14 protein-coding genes and 2 tRNA genes are annotated in these 15681 nt (G+C 39.2%); all 16 read right to left on the bottom strand.

What is annotated here, in order from left to right; genetic code table 11:
- Positions 1–29: 29 nt before the first annotated feature.
- Positions 30–470, bottom strand: coding sequence for a Fe-S cluster assembly sulfur transfer protein SufU (sufU, locus tag A6J84_RS02440; protein WP_007522144.1), 441 nt, complete (start codon positions 468–470; stop codon positions 30–32).
- Positions 457–1683, bottom strand: coding sequence for a cysteine desulfurase (locus tag A6J84_RS02435; protein WP_095725965.1), 1227 nt, complete (start codon positions 1681–1683; stop codon positions 457–459). The genes sufU and A6J84_RS02435 overlap by 14 nt, the downstream gene beginning before the upstream one ends.
- A gap of 10 nt (positions 1684–1693) precedes the next feature.
- Positions 1694–2956 carry a Fe-S cluster assembly protein SufD gene (gene sufD, locus A6J84_RS02430; RefSeq protein ID WP_084918266.1) on the bottom strand — a complete coding sequence of 421 codons (1263 nt, stop codon included), beginning with the start codon at positions 2954–2956 and terminating at the stop codon, positions 1694–1696.
- Between the two features lie 27 nt (positions 2957–2983).
- Positions 2984–3754 (bottom strand): Fe-S cluster assembly ATPase SufC, encoded by a 771-nt coding sequence (gene sufC / locus A6J84_RS02425; RefSeq protein WP_084918264.1) that lies wholly within the window; start codon positions 3752–3754, stop codon positions 2984–2986.
- A 152-nt stretch (positions 3755–3906) separates the two neighbouring features.
- On the bottom strand, positions 3907–4101 hold the full coding sequence (locus tag A6J84_RS02420) for a DUF3272 family protein (protein ID WP_000198269.1): 195 nt from the start codon (positions 4099–4101) through the stop codon (positions 3907–3909).
- Between the two features lie 27 nt (positions 4102–4128).
- A complete protein-coding gene (dnaX, locus tag A6J84_RS02415; RefSeq protein WP_095725964.1) occupies positions 4129–5787 on the bottom strand; it encodes a DNA polymerase III subunit gamma/tau in 1659 nt (552 codons plus the stop codon).
- Positions 5787–6284 (bottom strand): GAF domain-containing protein, encoded by a 498-nt coding sequence (locus A6J84_RS02410; protein ID WP_095725963.1) that lies wholly within the window; start codon positions 6282–6284, stop codon positions 5787–5789. The genes dnaX and A6J84_RS02410 overlap by 1 nt, the downstream gene beginning before the upstream one ends.
- Positions 6285–6366: 82 nt before the next feature.
- Positions 6367–7569, bottom strand: coding sequence for a 30S ribosomal protein S1 (gene rpsA / locus A6J84_RS02405; RefSeq protein ID WP_095725962.1), 1203 nt, complete (start codon positions 7567–7569; stop codon positions 6367–6369).
- A gap of 162 nt (positions 7570–7731) precedes the next feature.
- Positions 7732–7803: transfer RNA gene (locus tag A6J84_RS02400), tRNA-Gln, on the bottom strand.
- An 8-nt stretch (positions 7804–7811) separates the two neighbouring features.
- A tRNA-Tyr gene (locus tag A6J84_RS02395) sits at positions 7812–7892 on the bottom strand.
- A gap of 49 nt (positions 7893–7941) precedes the next feature.
- Entirely contained in the window at positions 7942–8172 is a 231-nt protein-coding gene (locus A6J84_RS02390) for a DUF2969 domain-containing protein (RefSeq protein WP_000037107.1), read from the bottom strand.
- A 112-nt stretch (positions 8173–8284) separates the two neighbouring features.
- Positions 8285–9322 (bottom strand): branched-chain amino acid aminotransferase, encoded by a 1038-nt coding sequence (locus A6J84_RS02385; protein WP_308300763.1) that lies wholly within the window; start codon positions 9320–9322, stop codon positions 8285–8287.
- 115 nt (positions 9323–9437) lie between these two features.
- Positions 9438–11918: a DNA topoisomerase IV subunit A gene (gene parC / locus A6J84_RS02380; protein WP_095725961.1), complete on the bottom strand. Its 2481-nt coding sequence runs from the start codon at positions 11916–11918 to the stop codon at positions 9438–9440.
- A gap of 252 nt (positions 11919–12170) precedes the next feature.
- Positions 12171–13373, bottom strand: a complete 1203-nt coding sequence (locus A6J84_RS02375; protein ID WP_095725960.1) for a hypothetical protein — start codon at positions 13371–13373, stop codon at positions 12171–12173.
- Positions 13374–13431: 58 nt separating this feature from the next.
- Entirely contained in the window at positions 13432–14250 is an 819-nt protein-coding gene (locus A6J84_RS02370; RefSeq protein ID WP_095725959.1) for an aminoglycoside 6-adenylyltransferase, read from the bottom strand.
- A 183-nt stretch (positions 14251–14433) separates the two neighbouring features.
- A complete protein-coding gene (locus A6J84_RS02365) occupies positions 14434–15672 on the bottom strand; it encodes a hypothetical protein (RefSeq protein ID WP_095725958.1) in 1239 nt (412 codons plus the stop codon).
- Between the last annotated feature and the right edge of the window lie 9 nt (positions 15673–15681).

The following is a 15681-nucleotide window of genomic DNA, read 5'->3' as shown; positions in this document are numbered from 1 at the left end:
CTTTCTTTCATTATATATTTCTATGTTTCTTATTTATCTTCTTGATTTTCAATTGTTTTCTTAAGGGCATTCCAAGCTAGAGTTGCGCACTTGATTCGTTGCGGGAATTTGGCAACACCTGATAAGAATGCCGCGTCTCCAAGTTGGTCTTGACGCTCATCTTTTTGCCCTTGAACCATTTCAGAAAAGATGGTTGCAAGTTCTAAAATTTCTTGCTTGGTTTTTCCTAAAACGGCATCTGTCATCATACTAGCAGAGGCAGTTGAAATCGTGCATCCTGAATTTAGAAAAGCAATATCTTCCAAACGGTCCTCTGCATCAAACTTAACAGAGAGGTTGATAACATCCCCACAGGTTGGATTATTGAGGCTGATTTGCTCAGCATCTTCCAGCTTCCCTTGGTGATGTGGATTTTTCGAATGGTCTGCCACCACTGCCATATAAAGGCTATCTAGTTTAGAAAGTGCCATTGAAAAACTCCTTTGTCTTTTGTAGGGCATCGACCAACTTGTCGCAATCTGCCTTGGTATTGTAGATATAAAAACTTGCACGAGCTGTTGCTGGGACTTCCAAATATTGGAGCAAAGGTTGGGCGCAATGGTGACCGGCTCGAACTGCTACTCCTTCATAATCAAGTGCTGTAGCTAGGTCATGGGGATGAAGATCCCCTAGGTTAAAGGCAATGACACCTGAACGTTGAACCAGGTCTTGCGAACCATAAATGGTTAACCCTTCAATTTCCTTCAATTTTGGAAAGACGTATGCAATCAGTTCTTGTTCATGAGCTTCAATGGCGTCCATGCCAATCTTTTCCAGATAATCCACTGCTACAGCAAGTCCGATAGCACCTGCCATATTTGGCGTTCCAGCCTCAAATTTCCAAGGCAATTCCTTCCAACTAGCAGATTGCTCATAGACGAAATCAATCATCTCGCCACCAAACTCAACTGGTGACATTTGTTCCAGATACTTTTCTTTACCGTAAAGGACACCGATACCAGTCGGACCAGCCATCTTGTGACCTGAAAAGGCAAAGAAGTCCACATCCAAGTCCTGGACATCAATCTTCATATGTGGCGTAGACTGAGCACCATCCACTACCATGATTGCTCCAACTTGGTGGGCCAATTGCGTGATTTCCTTGATCGGATTGACCACACCAAGAACATTTGAGGCGTGAGCTAGGGAGACAAACTTGACTTTATCAGTCAATTTAGCTCGCAAGTCATCCATATCCAGAGCTCCGCCCTTGAGATAAACATAGACAAGCTCTGCTCCAGTCTTGCGGCAAGCCTCCTGCCAAGGAATGATATTGGAATGGTGTTCCATGACAGAAATCAAAACTTGATCTCCCTCAGTCAGGATTTCCTCAGCAAAGCGAGCTACCCAGTTAAGACTGGTTGTCGTTCCTCTGGTAAAGAGAACTTCCTTTGTAGAGCCTGCATTGATAAACTTACGAATGGTTTCACGAGCAGCTTCATAAGAAGCTGTTGCTCGCTCAGCCAAGGTATGAACACCACGGTGAACATTGGCATTGTCCTGCTCATAGTAGCGGTTGATTGTTTCAAGAACTGCTAGTGGTTTTTGTGTCGTCGCAGCATTATCCAGATAAACCAGTGGTTCATCGTTAACAATCTGGTCTAAAATTGGAAAATCCTTGCGAATCGCTTCTACATCTAACATAGGCTTCCCCTTAGCGTTTTGACAATTTTTCTTCGATCGTTGCAATCATTTCATCACGAACTTCTTTGACTGGAATCTCAACGATAACAGATCCAAGGAAACCACGAACAACCAAGCGTTCTGCAGTTGACTTATCCAAGCCACGGCTCATGAGATAGTACATATCTTCTGGATCAACTTGTCCGATAGAAGCCGCGTGACCTGCAGTTACGTCATTTTCATCAATCAAAAGAATTGGGTTGGCATCTGAACGAGCCTGATCTGAAAGCATAAGAACACGACTCTCTTGTTGCGCATCTGCTCCCTTAGCCCCCTTGATGATGTGACCGATACCGTTGAAGGTCAAGGTTGCTTTTTCAAGGATAACCCCATGTTGGAGGATATTTCCGATAGAGTTGCAACCGTAGTTAGTTACACGAGTGTCAATCCCTTGTACCTGACGATCACTTGAAAGAGCTACGACTTTAAGATCAGCATGGCTACCATTTCCAATCAAGTCGCTATCAAAGTCCGCAACGACGTTTCCTTCGTTCATGACACCGATTGCCCAATCAATGCTGGCATCGTTTCCTAGTTTACCACGACGACTAATATAGGCAGTAACATTTTCACCTAAACGGTCAATGGCCGCAAATTTCACTTGCGCACCAGAACGAGCAATCACTTCGACCGTGATATTAGCAGTTGCCTTGGCACTACCTTCGCCACGAGACTCTAAACGTTCAAGATAACTAATCTTAGAATTTTTACCAGCGATAATCATGATATGCTTGTTAAATGGCACATCGCTATCGCTGTCTTGGTAGAAAATCCCTTCGATTGGATCTGCAATCTCAACATTATCAGGAATGTAGAGAACAGCACCACTGTTAAAGTAAGCTGTATGGTAGGCTGCCAACTTGTCATCGTCATACTTAACAGATGACATGAAGAATTTCTCGATAAGTTCGGGAATTTCTTCTAAAGCTGAGTGGAAGTCTGTAAAGATTACTCCTTGTTCAGCCAATTCAACTGGAGTTTGTTCAAAAACAGTCTGCGTTCCTACTTGAACCAACTTCAAGTGATTATCTAGAGCTGTGAAGTCTGGAACATTTTCTGAAGGTTCACTTTCTGTGATGGTTCCATCTCCCAGATTCCAACGGTGAAATTTGACACGCTCAATAACTGGTAATTCCAAACTCTCAATCTTATCAAAAGCTTTTTGACGGAGGTCAGCCAACCAGCTTGGTTCAGCGTGCATTTCTGAAAAAAGTTTAATATTCTCTTTAGTCATTTACTTCTCCTAAAAGATACGAGGGAATTACAATTCTTCCTTGTAGTCATAACCAAGTTCTTCAGCTAGTTTCGCGTATCCTTCACGTTCCAAGCGTGCAGCCAATTCTGGACCACCAGAAAGGACAACACGACCTTCCATCATCACGTGGACCACGTCTGGTGTGATGTAGTTCAAGAGACGTTGGTAGTGAGTGATAATCATAGCACCAAAGCCTTCACCACGCATTGCATTGACACCTTTAGACACAACTTTAAGGGCGTCAATATCAAGACCTGAGTCAATCTCATCCAAAAGGGCAAATGTTGGTTCCAACATCAAGAGTTGAAGAATTTCATTACGTTTTTTCTCACCACCAGAGAAACCTTCGTTGAGGTAACGCTCTGCCATTTCTTCTTTCATGTTGAGCAATTCCATTTTCTCGTCTAGTTTAGTGATAAACTCACGAACTGAAATCTTTTTATCATCTTCTTTACCAGCATTCATGGCTGCACGAAGAAATTCAGCATTGGTGATTCCAGGAATTTCAGATGGGTATTGCATAGCCAGGAAAAGTCCCATACGCGCACGCTCGTCCACTTCCAATTCAAGGATGTTTACGCCATCAAACAAGACCTCCCCTTTGGTAACTTCATAGTTAGGGTTCCCCATAATAGCTGCAGAAAGAGTTGATTTACCTGTACCATTTGGTCCCATGATAGCTGCGATTTCTCCTGTTTTCAGAGTCAGATTGACTCCTTTCAAAATTTCTTTTCCTTCAATCTCAACGTGAAGATCTTTGATCTCTAATACTGACATGATAGTTCCTTTCTTTTTCTGGCCTACTTCCTTTATCCTTAAAGAAATCACTTACATTTCTCTAAAAAATACAAGAAAAGGTCCATAAATATACTCTACTAGTATAACAAAAAAAAGCCTAAAAGGCTTTGATTTTGTTTAGAAGCTAGTGACTAATCCTTGCGGTTTAGGTGCTGATCAATGGCATCTACTATTTTCCCCATTACATAACTTAACCTAAAATTTCGAAAAAGTAGAATGGCCCAAAAGGCTGCCATGAAATAGCGACCAGTCATCCAAGCTTCATTAAAAAAATAAGTCTCAGCAGCGGTAAATAGTGCTATCACGATAAATTGTTGTCTAGTCATAGGATTATTGTACCATGAAATCCACTTTTAGTCTTCTTCGACCATGACTTTATCAGCCAGAAATTCAAAGCCCTCTGGAATCAGGCTCTCTTCTTCTACCTCTTGATCTGCTTGAGAAGACTTGTTTCTAGCTGAAAATGCTGCACGAACCTCTTTCCATTCCTCAAGGGAAATTGCCAGGATTTCAGGTGAAAATCCAGCCGCCTGACTGAGGATGTTGCCAAACATGGTATTGAGGTTATCCCGTTTCATGGTTTGCCCAGCATTGAAATTAGACTCAAAGGCTAAAATAGCATGGTGTTCATTGGCCGCAACTGGTTGAGAACCTACGAGAAGGGCCTTATCCGGTCCAGCTAAACTTTCAATCACTTCTCCCCATGCATTCTGGAGGCGAATCAAGTTTTGTCGTGCCAAATCAGGATTTTCGACAGCTTCTTGAAGGATAGACTGAACTTTGTTGCGATCCACTCGATAGACTGTCTTGGAAGTGGCTGGGCGACTAGGAACTGGCGCAACTTGTTTAGGAGTCGTGCCCACATTGGCAAGTTCTTGTTTGAGACGGGCAACTTCCTGTCTTAGTGCAGAAATTTCACTTTCAACAGCTCCCGAAACCGCAGATTCAGGCTTGATTTCCGCTAAACGAATGGTCATCATCTCAGCATAAATCTTAGGTTGTAGGCTTGCTTTCATATCTGCCAAGCTCACAGTCGCTATTCGAATCATTTCAAAGAGACTTTCCTGAGAAAGAGCTAGATTGTCCATAAAAACTGGACTATGATGAGTATTTTCGCCACCTGTCTGAACAACCAGTAGATCACGCAAATACTGTAAGAGATCCGTCACAAACCGAGTCATGCTTTTGCCATTTTCAAACAAAAGATTCAAAGAATCAAGCGCTTTTGGGACATCCTGTTGGGCCAAGGCGGCCACATAGTCATCTAGAGCTGATAGACTAATAGTGCCTGTAATCTCCTCAGAAATAGCTGTCGTTAAAGCATTCCCTTGCGTCAAACTCAAGGCTTGGTCCAGAATAGACAAGGCATCCCGCATCCCACCTTCAGCCCGTCTAGCAATGATTTCCACAGCCTCTGGTTCAGAACTAATATTTTCTTTTTCTAAAATATGATGAATATGTGCCGTGATATCTTGAGTTCGAATCGATTTAAACTCAAAACGTTGGACACGCGATAAAATAGTTGCTGGAATTTTGTGCAATTCGGTAGTCGCCAAGATAAAGACAACATTCTGAGTTGGTTCTTCAAGGGTCTTCAAAAGCGCATTAAAAGCTCCTGTAGACAACATATGAACCTCGTCTATGATATAGACCTTATACCGTGCTAAACTAGGAGCGTAAGTAGATTTATCACGAATTTCACGGATCTCATCGACTCCGTTATTCGAAGCCGCATCCATTTCGATAACATCTTCTAGGCTACCTTCTGTCACTGCCTGACAGATATAACAGTTATTACATGGTTCTCCGTCTACCTGGTTTGGACAGTTCATAGCCTTGGCAAAAATCTTGGCTACACTGGTTTTCCCAGTTCCACGAGGGCCCGAGAAAAGATAAGCGTGACTAATCTTTTCCTGCTCAACTGCTTGTTTTAGGGTTTTAGCCACAACCTCTTGACCTACCAGTTGTGAAAAAGTCTGGCTTCTATATTTTCGATAAAGTGCTTGATACATTAGGCTTTCTCCTCAAACATCGTAAAGTCCCATTCTGTCTTATCAAGCAAAATAGCGACAAATTGTTCCAAGTAATCACGGTCAATGGCATTGTAATCATCAATAAGTGAAGAATCCAAGTCTAAGACACCCAGCAATCGACCATTCTTGAGCATGGGAACCACGAGTTCACTCTTGGCCATACTATCACAAGAAATGTAGTTTGGATAGGTGCTCACATCGCCAACCAAAACAGTCTCTTGAAACTCAGCAGCTTCTCCACACACGCCTTTTCCAAGCGGGATGCGAATGCAAGAAACGCCACCCTGAAAAGGCCCTAAAACCAACTCGCTACCATCAAACAGATAAAATCCTGCAAATACAGTATTGGGAAAGCGAGATTTTAGGAGGGCACTAGCATTCGAAAGATTGGCAAGAACATTGCTCTCACCGTCAAGCAAATAAGAGAGTTCCTCATTTAACAATTGATATTGTGATTGTTTTTCTGAATCTAACATAGAACTATTATATCAAAAATGAGAAAGAGACAAAAGAAAAATCCCTTGTTTTAAACAAAGGATTTTGTGATTATCAATTTGATTAAAGTTCGATATCACCGAACAAGTCAGCCATTGAGAATCCTGTTTGTGTTTCTGGAAGTTCGAAATCACGTTTTTCTTGACGTTTTGGACGACGTGGACGAGCAGCACGTTTTTCTTCTTTTTGTCCTTCTTCTTGAGCTGGACGTTCTTCAAGAGCTTTGATAGAAAGTGATACACGTTCTGCGTCAGCGTTAACATCAAGGACTTTAACAGTAACTTCTTGACCAACAGTAAGAGCTTCTTTTGGATTTTCGATACGTTTGTGTGAAATTTGTGATACGTGAACAAGTCCATCGATACCTGGCAATACCTCAACAAATGCACCGAAGTCAGTCAAACGTTTAACTGTTCCTTCTACTACATCACCTTTAGCCAATTTTTGCTCAACGCCATCCCATGGTCCAGGTGTTGTTGCTTTAAGTGAAAGTGATACGCGTCCTTCTTCTTCATTAAGATCAAGGATCTTCACTTCAATTTCTTCACCAACAGTTACAACTGATTTAGGTGATACGTTACGTTCGTGTGACAATTCAGTCAAGTGAACCAATCCATCAACACCACCAAGGTCGATGAAAGCACCAAAGCTAGTGATACGAGCAACTTTACCAGTTACGACATCACCAACAGCCAATTTACCGAATACTTCAGCACGAGCCGCTGCAGTAGCTGCTTCAACAACTTCACGACGTGAAAGGATGAAGCGGTTTTCTTTAGGATCAACTTCTTTGATTTTAGCATCAAATTCTTGACCTACGAAACGCTCAGTGTTACGTACGAAACGAGTATCCAACATTGAAGCTGGGATAAATCCACGAACACCATCAAATTCTACTGAAAGTCCACCTTTAACGGCACGAGTTCCTTTAACAGTAACAACTTCTTCTTCGCGTCCTACAAGTTTGTCCCATGCTTTGCGAGCTTCAAGGCGTTTTTTAGATACAAGGTATGTAACTGTATCAGTATCTTTACCAACTACTTGACGAAGTACAAGAACATCCAATACTTCTCCTACTTTAACAAAGTCATTGATATCTGCATCGCGATCGTTTGTCAATTCGCGAAGAGTCAAGACACCTTCAACACCAGTCCCAGAGATTGCAACGTTAGCTTGAGTCGCATCAACTGTCAATACTTCAGCACTAACAACATCACCAGGCTCAACTTGGCTAACGCTATTTAGCAAATCTTCAAATTCGTTCATCTAAAAAATCCTCCAACAATCAAGTTTTTCCAAACTTGACATACTTATAATTTTTTTCCTAAGCACCCGCAAAGACATGTTCATATCGTTCACGTCTTTCAATTATAAAAATAAAATACCCTAAGATATTTTTCTTTTTATCTTGAATTTATTACCTAAGAACTGGGGTAGCTGGATTCGAACCAACGCATGAGGGAGTCAAAGTCCCTTGCCTTACCGCTTGGCTATACCCCATTGATGAATGGAGAGAGAGGGATTCGAACCCCCGAACCCGAAGGAGCGGATTTACAGTCCGCCGCGTTTAGCCTCTTCGCTATCTCTCCAATGTTTAACGAGAACTATTATATCATGAAATTTTCAATAAAACAAGTATTATTTTGTCAAATTATAGTTTTCAATCAAAATTTCCACAGCTTTTTCAAGTTTTTTATAAAAACTATCGACATTTCCATTCTTTATGATGGCAAATTGGCTATCTAATTCGGCAATTTCCCCAATGACCTTTTTCCCGATCGTCAAAACGTATCCTTCATAGCTGTCTTTTCCAACAGTCACTTTTGCATCCGTTAATTGAATTTCAATTTTCTTATCTTTTTTACTCATACTCTACCTCTTTTCACTTTTTCTATTGTACAAGAAAATGCTCAAACTAGCAAGAAAAAACTCCATTTCAGCCATTACAACTGCTACGGAGTTCTTCTTTACTTCATGTCTTTTAGTCTACTTTGACAATCCATCCTTCAGGCGCTTCTACATCACCAAATTGGATACCGGTCAATTCATCATAAAGTTTACGTGTAACAGGTCCTACTTCTGTTTCACTATAGAAAACATGGAAATCATCGCCATGTTGGATACCTCCAATTGGCGAAATGACCGCTGCTGTACCACAAGCACCTGCCTCTACAAAACGATCCAAATTGTCAATTGGAACATCACCTTCGATTGGTGTCAAGCCCAAGCGGTGTTCTGCCAAGTAAAGCAAAGAGTACTTGGTAATGGATGGCAAGATGGATGGACTCAATGGCGTAACAAATTCATTGTCTGCCGTGATTCCAAAGAAGTTAGCTGAACCGACTTCTTCAATTTTTGTATGTGTAGATGGGTCTAGGTAGATAACATCTGAAAATTGACGTGACTTGGCCATTTTACCTGGAAGGAGACTAGCAGCATAGTTTCCACCTACCTTGGCCGCACCTGTACCATTCGGAGCTGCACGGTCATATTCATCCTGAATCAAGAAGTTGGTTGGAACTAAACCACCTTTAAAATAGTTACCAACCGGCATAGCAAAGATGGTGAAAATATACTCTTCTGCTGGTTTAACCCCGATAATATCTCCAACACCAATCAACAGTGGACGAAGATAAAGGGTTCCACCTGTTCCATATGGTGGGACGTATTCTTCATTTGCACGCACAACTGCTTTACAAGCTTCTACAAACATTTCTGTTGGAACTTGTGGCATCAAAAGACGGTCACAAGTACGTTGCAAACGCTTGGCATTTTCGTCAGGACGGAACAATTGAACACTGCCGTCCTTGGTACGATAGGCTTTCAATCCCTCAAATGCTTGCTGTCCATAGTGGAGACTTGGAGAAGACTCTGAAATATGCAAGGTTGCATCCTCTGTCAATTCTCCTTGATTCCATTGACCATTTTTGTAGTGAGCGATATAACGGTAAGGTAATTTCATATAAGCAAATCCAAGGTTTTCCCAATCAATTGCAACTGTCATGTGTTTCTCCTTTATACTATTCAAACTATGTGTTCTATTCTACACTTTTCTAGTAAAATTTCAAGTATTATTTGTAATTTTCTGAAAATTTTTTCAACATAAAGAAATCAGCCCTCTGGACTGATTCTTTTTACGAATTTGTTTTGTCCTCTTTAAAGACTTCTTTGAGGTAAGCATCGAAAACTTCTTCATCTGAAATGGTGTCTGAAATAAAGCTTCCATTGCTAGTGCGTTCAGACAAGTTCAAATCTTGCAATCGGCTCTCATAGATTGTTCCCTTGTTAGATTGGACAAGTAACGTTTGGTCGTTTTCTTCTACTTCTGTACTAAAAAGATCACCAACGAATCCTTGCTCTGCAACTGCTCCTGCTAAAAAGACACGATGCGGTTTGTTTTTCAACTCACGCAAGACTTGTAGGCCTCGTTTGGCACGGCTGGTTGCTGGAATTTCCTCAATGGAAACGCGTTTCAAGCTACCACGTTGGGTCAAGAGGTAGAAGGATGAGGTGTTACAAATAAAGGCAGACTGAAGCGCATCATCTGCTTTCAGGTTCATAGCCTTGACACCTGCCGCCTTGGCACCAACAACTGGAACCTCTTCGATATTGAAACGAAGGGCATAACCATTTTGACTAATCAAGAGAACATCATCCAGTTTAATTGGAGCCACTGCTACAATTTGGTCTGTCTCGTCTTTGAGTTTAGCGTACTTAACAGACTTCGACTTGTAGGTCCGCCATGGAGAGAATTCTTTGCGTTCTACGCGCTTAATTTGACCAAGGCGAGTTGCTGCAAAATAAGTTATCGCATCATCAAACTGATCTACTACTTCTGCATAGAGTATTTCTTCGTTCGTTTCAAAGTTTGTAATGGTCTGGCTCAGATGCTCTCCGATATCCTTCCAACGAATATCTGCCAATTCGTGGATTGGTCGATAAATGACATTCCCAAGAGTTGTAAACATCAAGAGGTGCTGGGTTGTCTTTGCAGATTGAACAAAGATCAAACGATCATCATCACGCTTGCCAATTTCTTCCAGCGTAGATGCTGCAAAGGAACGTGGGCTAGTACGCTTGATGTAGCCAGCCTTGGTCACGCTAACATAGGTATCTTCCTCAGCAATCAAACTAGCTGTATCAATCTCAATTACGTTTGCTGTATCTTCCAAAGTACTCAAACGTGGTGTCGCAAATTTCTTCTTGACCTCACGAAGCTCTTTCTTCATGAGATTGTACATAGTCCGTTCATCACCGATGATAGCCGCAAGCATGGCAATCTTTTCACGCAATTCTGCTTCTTCTTCCTGCAAGACAACCACGTCTGTATTGGTCAAACGGTAAAGTTGTAAGGTCACGATGGCTTCAGCCTGCTCCTCAGTAAACTCATAGCTGACCTTGAGATTTTCCTTGGCGTCAGCCTTATTCTCAGAAGCACGGATAAGGGCAATGACTTCATCCAAAATCGAAATCACGCGAATTAAACCTTCAACGATGTGGAGACGTTTCTCTGCCTTTTCCTTGTCAAAGCGGGAACGGGCCAGAATCACTTCACGACGGTGGGCGATATAGCTAGACAAGATTGGGACAATCCCAACCTGACGAGGGGTGAAATTGTCAATCGCCACCATGTTAAAGTTGTAGTTGATTTGCAAGTCAGTATATTTGAAGAGATAGTTGAGTACAAGCTCGGTATTAGCGTCTTTCTTTAGTTCAATAGCGATACGAAGACCGTCACGGTCAGACTCATCACGAACCTCAGCAATACCTGCCACCTTGTTATTGACACGAACATCATCGATTTTCTTGACGAGATTAGCCTTATTGATTTCATAAGGAATCTCAGTGATAACGATTTGTTCCTTACCGCCTTTTAGCTTTTCAATCTCCGTCTTAGAACGAACAACCACGCGCCCTTTCCCAGTTTCATAAGCCTTCTTGACTTCGTCACGCCCTTGGATGATAGCCCCTGTAGGGAAGTCTGGACCAGGTAAGAATTCCATGAGCTTGTCCACCTTGGCTGTTGGGTGATCAATCATGTAAACCGTCGCATCAATGACCTCAGCCAAATTATGCGGTGGAATATCTGTGGCATAACCAGCCGAAATCCCAGTAGATCCATTGACCAAGAGGTTTGGAAAGGCTGCTGGCAAGACAGTAGGTTCTTTCTCGGTATCGTCAAAGTTCCAAGCAAAGGGAACTGTCTTCTTTTCGATATCTTGAAGAAGATAACCAGAAATCTCAGACAAGCGCGCCTCAGTATAACGCATAGCCGCAGGCGGATCTCCGTCCATAGAACCGTTGTTACCGTGCATTTCGACCAAAATCTCACGGTTTTTCCAATCCTGAGACATACGAACCATGGCATCATAGATAGAAGAATCCCCGTGTGGGTGGAAATTCCCCATGATATTCCCGACTGACTTGGCCGACTTGCGGTAGCTCTTGTCAAAGGTATTGCCATCCTTATTCATAGAATAAAGAATACGACGCTGAACCGGCTTCAATCCATCCCGAATGTCTGGCAAAGCCCGGTCTTGAATGATGTACTTGGAGTAGCGACCAAAGCGCTCTCCCATGATGTCCTCCAGGGACATGTTTTGAATGTTAGACATAGGATACTAAGCCCGTAAAATGCAAAGTGAAAATAGGAAATTATTGCAGTGAGCGATTCTCACAAGAGAATTTATCTTTTTCACACAACATTTAGGGCGTGTTCAACTCCTTTCAAAGAATGTAGAGTAGGTTTTATACAATAAAGTTTTTTTACGGAAATTAGTCACGTGTTTAGGTTTTACATACAAGGAGAAGAATAATCTCATGTAAATAAACATGTTCGTATAATAGAAAATAGGTTTAAAAATCGACTATTCATATACTTGTTTCAATGCATTCTTAACTTCATCTTTTAACGAATTTAAAAAATAATTTTTAATTTTAATTACTTCATCTACAGCAGAATCGTCTAAAAAGAAAACTTTACCAGTCTGTGGTTCATGAAATTTTTTTAATAAATCCTTTTTATTTGGCCAAATTAAAACTCTTCCTTTAGGAACGAATTGATTATGTCCAGTGAGTGGCAAAATAAAATTCTGGCCTTTTTTAAATGATTTATTAATGACTGTTAAAGTAGCAAACCCCATGACATCATCACCTAACACAATAACAATGAATGGCCTAATATCATATTCACTTTCTTTATTAGAATAATAACAATACTCTCTGGAAATATTATACTTATACTTATCATCTTCATTTTCTTTTGTTTTAAATTTTAGAACCCTTAAATTTTCAGGTTGCAAACCATGACTAGAGGTATTTAACTCAATCTTATTATCATCCTCTGAATAAATCAAAAAGACTGTTGGATTATCTCCAAAATCACCTTCAAATTCAAAAGACTGAAACAAATAATAATTATATTTATAGTCATATCTTGAAGTAAGAGACATTTTAGAAATATCAGAGGGAATAAACACAAAATTTTCTATTTTCGATTTTCGAATATATGCTAGCTGAGTATCGTGTTTAATATTATTTTTAAAAACAAACTCTTGAAATTGTTTTGAGAGTTCCTCTATTGAGGATAATATTTCAGATATTGAGGATAATATTTCAGAATTCGACACTTTATTTGATGTGTTAACAATATTTGCATAAACAGCGGTATCTGACTGAGAAAACTGAGACATTTTTCTAACTAAGTCAATCAATTTTTTATCTAGCTCATCCATCAAACTAATTGAAAAACTTTTATTGAAAGTTTGAGGATACTGATCCTCCAAAGCGTTTTTAAAATCATCATAAGTCGCAAACTTGCTTTCCAAGTGATATTCAATCATCAAAATTTCTTCAACAATATGATTTGTCTCCCAAAATCTTAAAACCTCTTCAAAATACGGATTATCTTTATGACGGTCTATCATATAATCTCGATAATCTTCGATAATTTTTTTTAAACTCTTTTTATCAGCCTTCTCTTGCAAACCTAGTGAATCATAAAATTGATTCCAAGAAAAATCCGCTATTTTACCAAACAAATATGAAGTAATTCCTAAATCTAAAAACATTATAATCCTCCGAAATGTTACTAAAAGGCTTCATCCTTATCAATGGAATTCTAATCTACTACTTTAAGCATCTTCTTTCCTCAGCATACTCAATCATCTTCTCAGCTACTTCCCTATCGTAGTCAAAGCCCATCTTGTGGGCAAGTCTTTGAGCTTCTTGATGGAAAAGTTGCATGGTAGCAAATAAAGACTGAGTGATTTTGTCTAAACTTGAGAAATCAAGCAGATTTGAGAATTCCTTCTCCTTCTCAATTGGCAAGAAGTTGAAGAGATACTTGTAATTTTTACCAATGTCGACAGCACCTCTATCACTTGCTACCTGCCAAGCTAAGATTTTCAAGAGTTCTTGCTGACAAATACCGTAGAGATGGTCCGTTACATAACTGACTTGCTTACGACAGATTCCCTTGACTACATAGGCTGACACCCACCAAAATTCATTGCAGGCTTTTTTAAAATCCATCTCACTAGCTGGGCTTATCCAGAACCGCTGAGGACTGGGAGAATAGGACTCGAACAAGCCCTTCTCGTCTACTAAAACTATATAACTAGCTTCGCTATCTATCCATTCTTTAATGTGTTCTATTGGGCAGAGGGTTAGATCAATGCGATTACCATCTTCAAAGAGCATGAGGTAGAGACGTCGATGTCCAAGAGTAACCTCTTGCTCAATGACGCGTTTGCCGAACTGGTCCAGCCAAGAAAGGTCACTCGTTAGAGTGTCTATGTCATCTACGACATAGACAAGATCATAGTCTTGAAATTCATCTTTTGGAGTTTTTGTATCCGTTCGTGAACCAGATAGCACCACGGCTTCGACTTTTAGAGTTTTTGCAACTTGTAAGAGTAAATTTAACATTATGGGTTCTGTTTTCATGATAAAAACCTTAATTAAAATACTTAAGAATGAGGTTTGTCTATTACCAAGATTACAAATACTAGATACTATGAAATAATAGAACACAAATTATTAATTAAATTAGTAATATATTTAGGATATCTTTTAGAAATAGAATAACACTCTATATTCAATTACTAAATTAAATATAGAATTTTCCATTTAGCCTTCACCTATTAAATAATTACCAATTTTATAATATTTAGCAGATAAATTTTTTTTATCCACTAATTCCAATAGCATTTCTGCAACTATGCTAATTTTAGTATGTTTATTAAATGACTCTATATCAAAATAATCTCCACCGCATTTAGCGAAAAATAACAATTCTTCATCTTGTTTATTAACATAATCAATCTCCTCATTCGACAAATAGACATTAAAGTATATATTATCTTTACGATTTATAAAAAATTGATATTTTTTTCCTACTGTTCTTAACGAACCTCTATTTAGCATTCGTTCAAGCAAGTTTTTAAAATCCGTTGTACTTTCAATAACTCCTGCATTCTGAATATCACTATCAAAATATAGTCGCAAACATCTGTGAATCTTTTCTAAGGTTTTATCAAAGTTTTTAATATGACGTTTTGCATTAATTGCCATCTCTTCAATCCTATCAAATTCCTCTTCATTGCTGTCTAGGGTATCTAATATAGCCAATATAGCATTGTAATCCTTTAAATAATCCATGCAATTATTTAATTGAATGTTTTCAAACTTTTTATCAATAATTAGCTTTCTTATACATTCCCTTGAATTATCAAAATTTTCTACCTCATATTTATTCCAGAAACCACCACTAAAACCACCAATAATATTTAGCGATAAACTCTCAGTACTATTTGTTTGTTGCAAAATTTCATTAAAAAAGTTTTTTTCATCTTCTTCTCTACCTTTTGAAATCTTTTCATCGATTTTTTTTAAAATTTCATCAAGTTTATCTTTAATAATTTTTTGATTTTTATTTTGCATATCAAGTATTGGCTTCTGGATAGCTAAAATAGTAACTTTACTATCTTCAGATAATGCCGTAATTAATTGAAATAATTCATCATAGAGTTCTTCCATCAATAAATCTGAAAACTCTATTTCAGATTTATTCAGATAATCAACATATTCTATAGAATCTTTAAAATCCATATAACTCATCTCCGGATTAAATGTTGACAAAAAAATCTTTTCAAATATATGATTTTGACTCCAGAAATTCATTATTCTTTCAAAGTCTGGATTGTCTTTATGACGAGCAACAATATATTCTTTAAACTCTTTTACAAATTTCTCCAGACGCCGAATATCTTGTCTATCTTTAAAACCTATAGATTCAAAGAAACTACTCAAAGCAAAATCAGAGGTTTTTCCAAAAATATATGATGCAATTCCTAACTCAATACTCATATTTTCTCA

Origin of the sequence: Streptococcus sp. FDAARGOS_256 (assembly GCF_002289235.2) — a bacterium.
GTDB lineage: Bacteria > Bacillota > Bacilli > Lactobacillales > Streptococcaceae > Streptococcus.
This window is presented reverse-complemented; position numbering and strand designations above follow the sequence as displayed.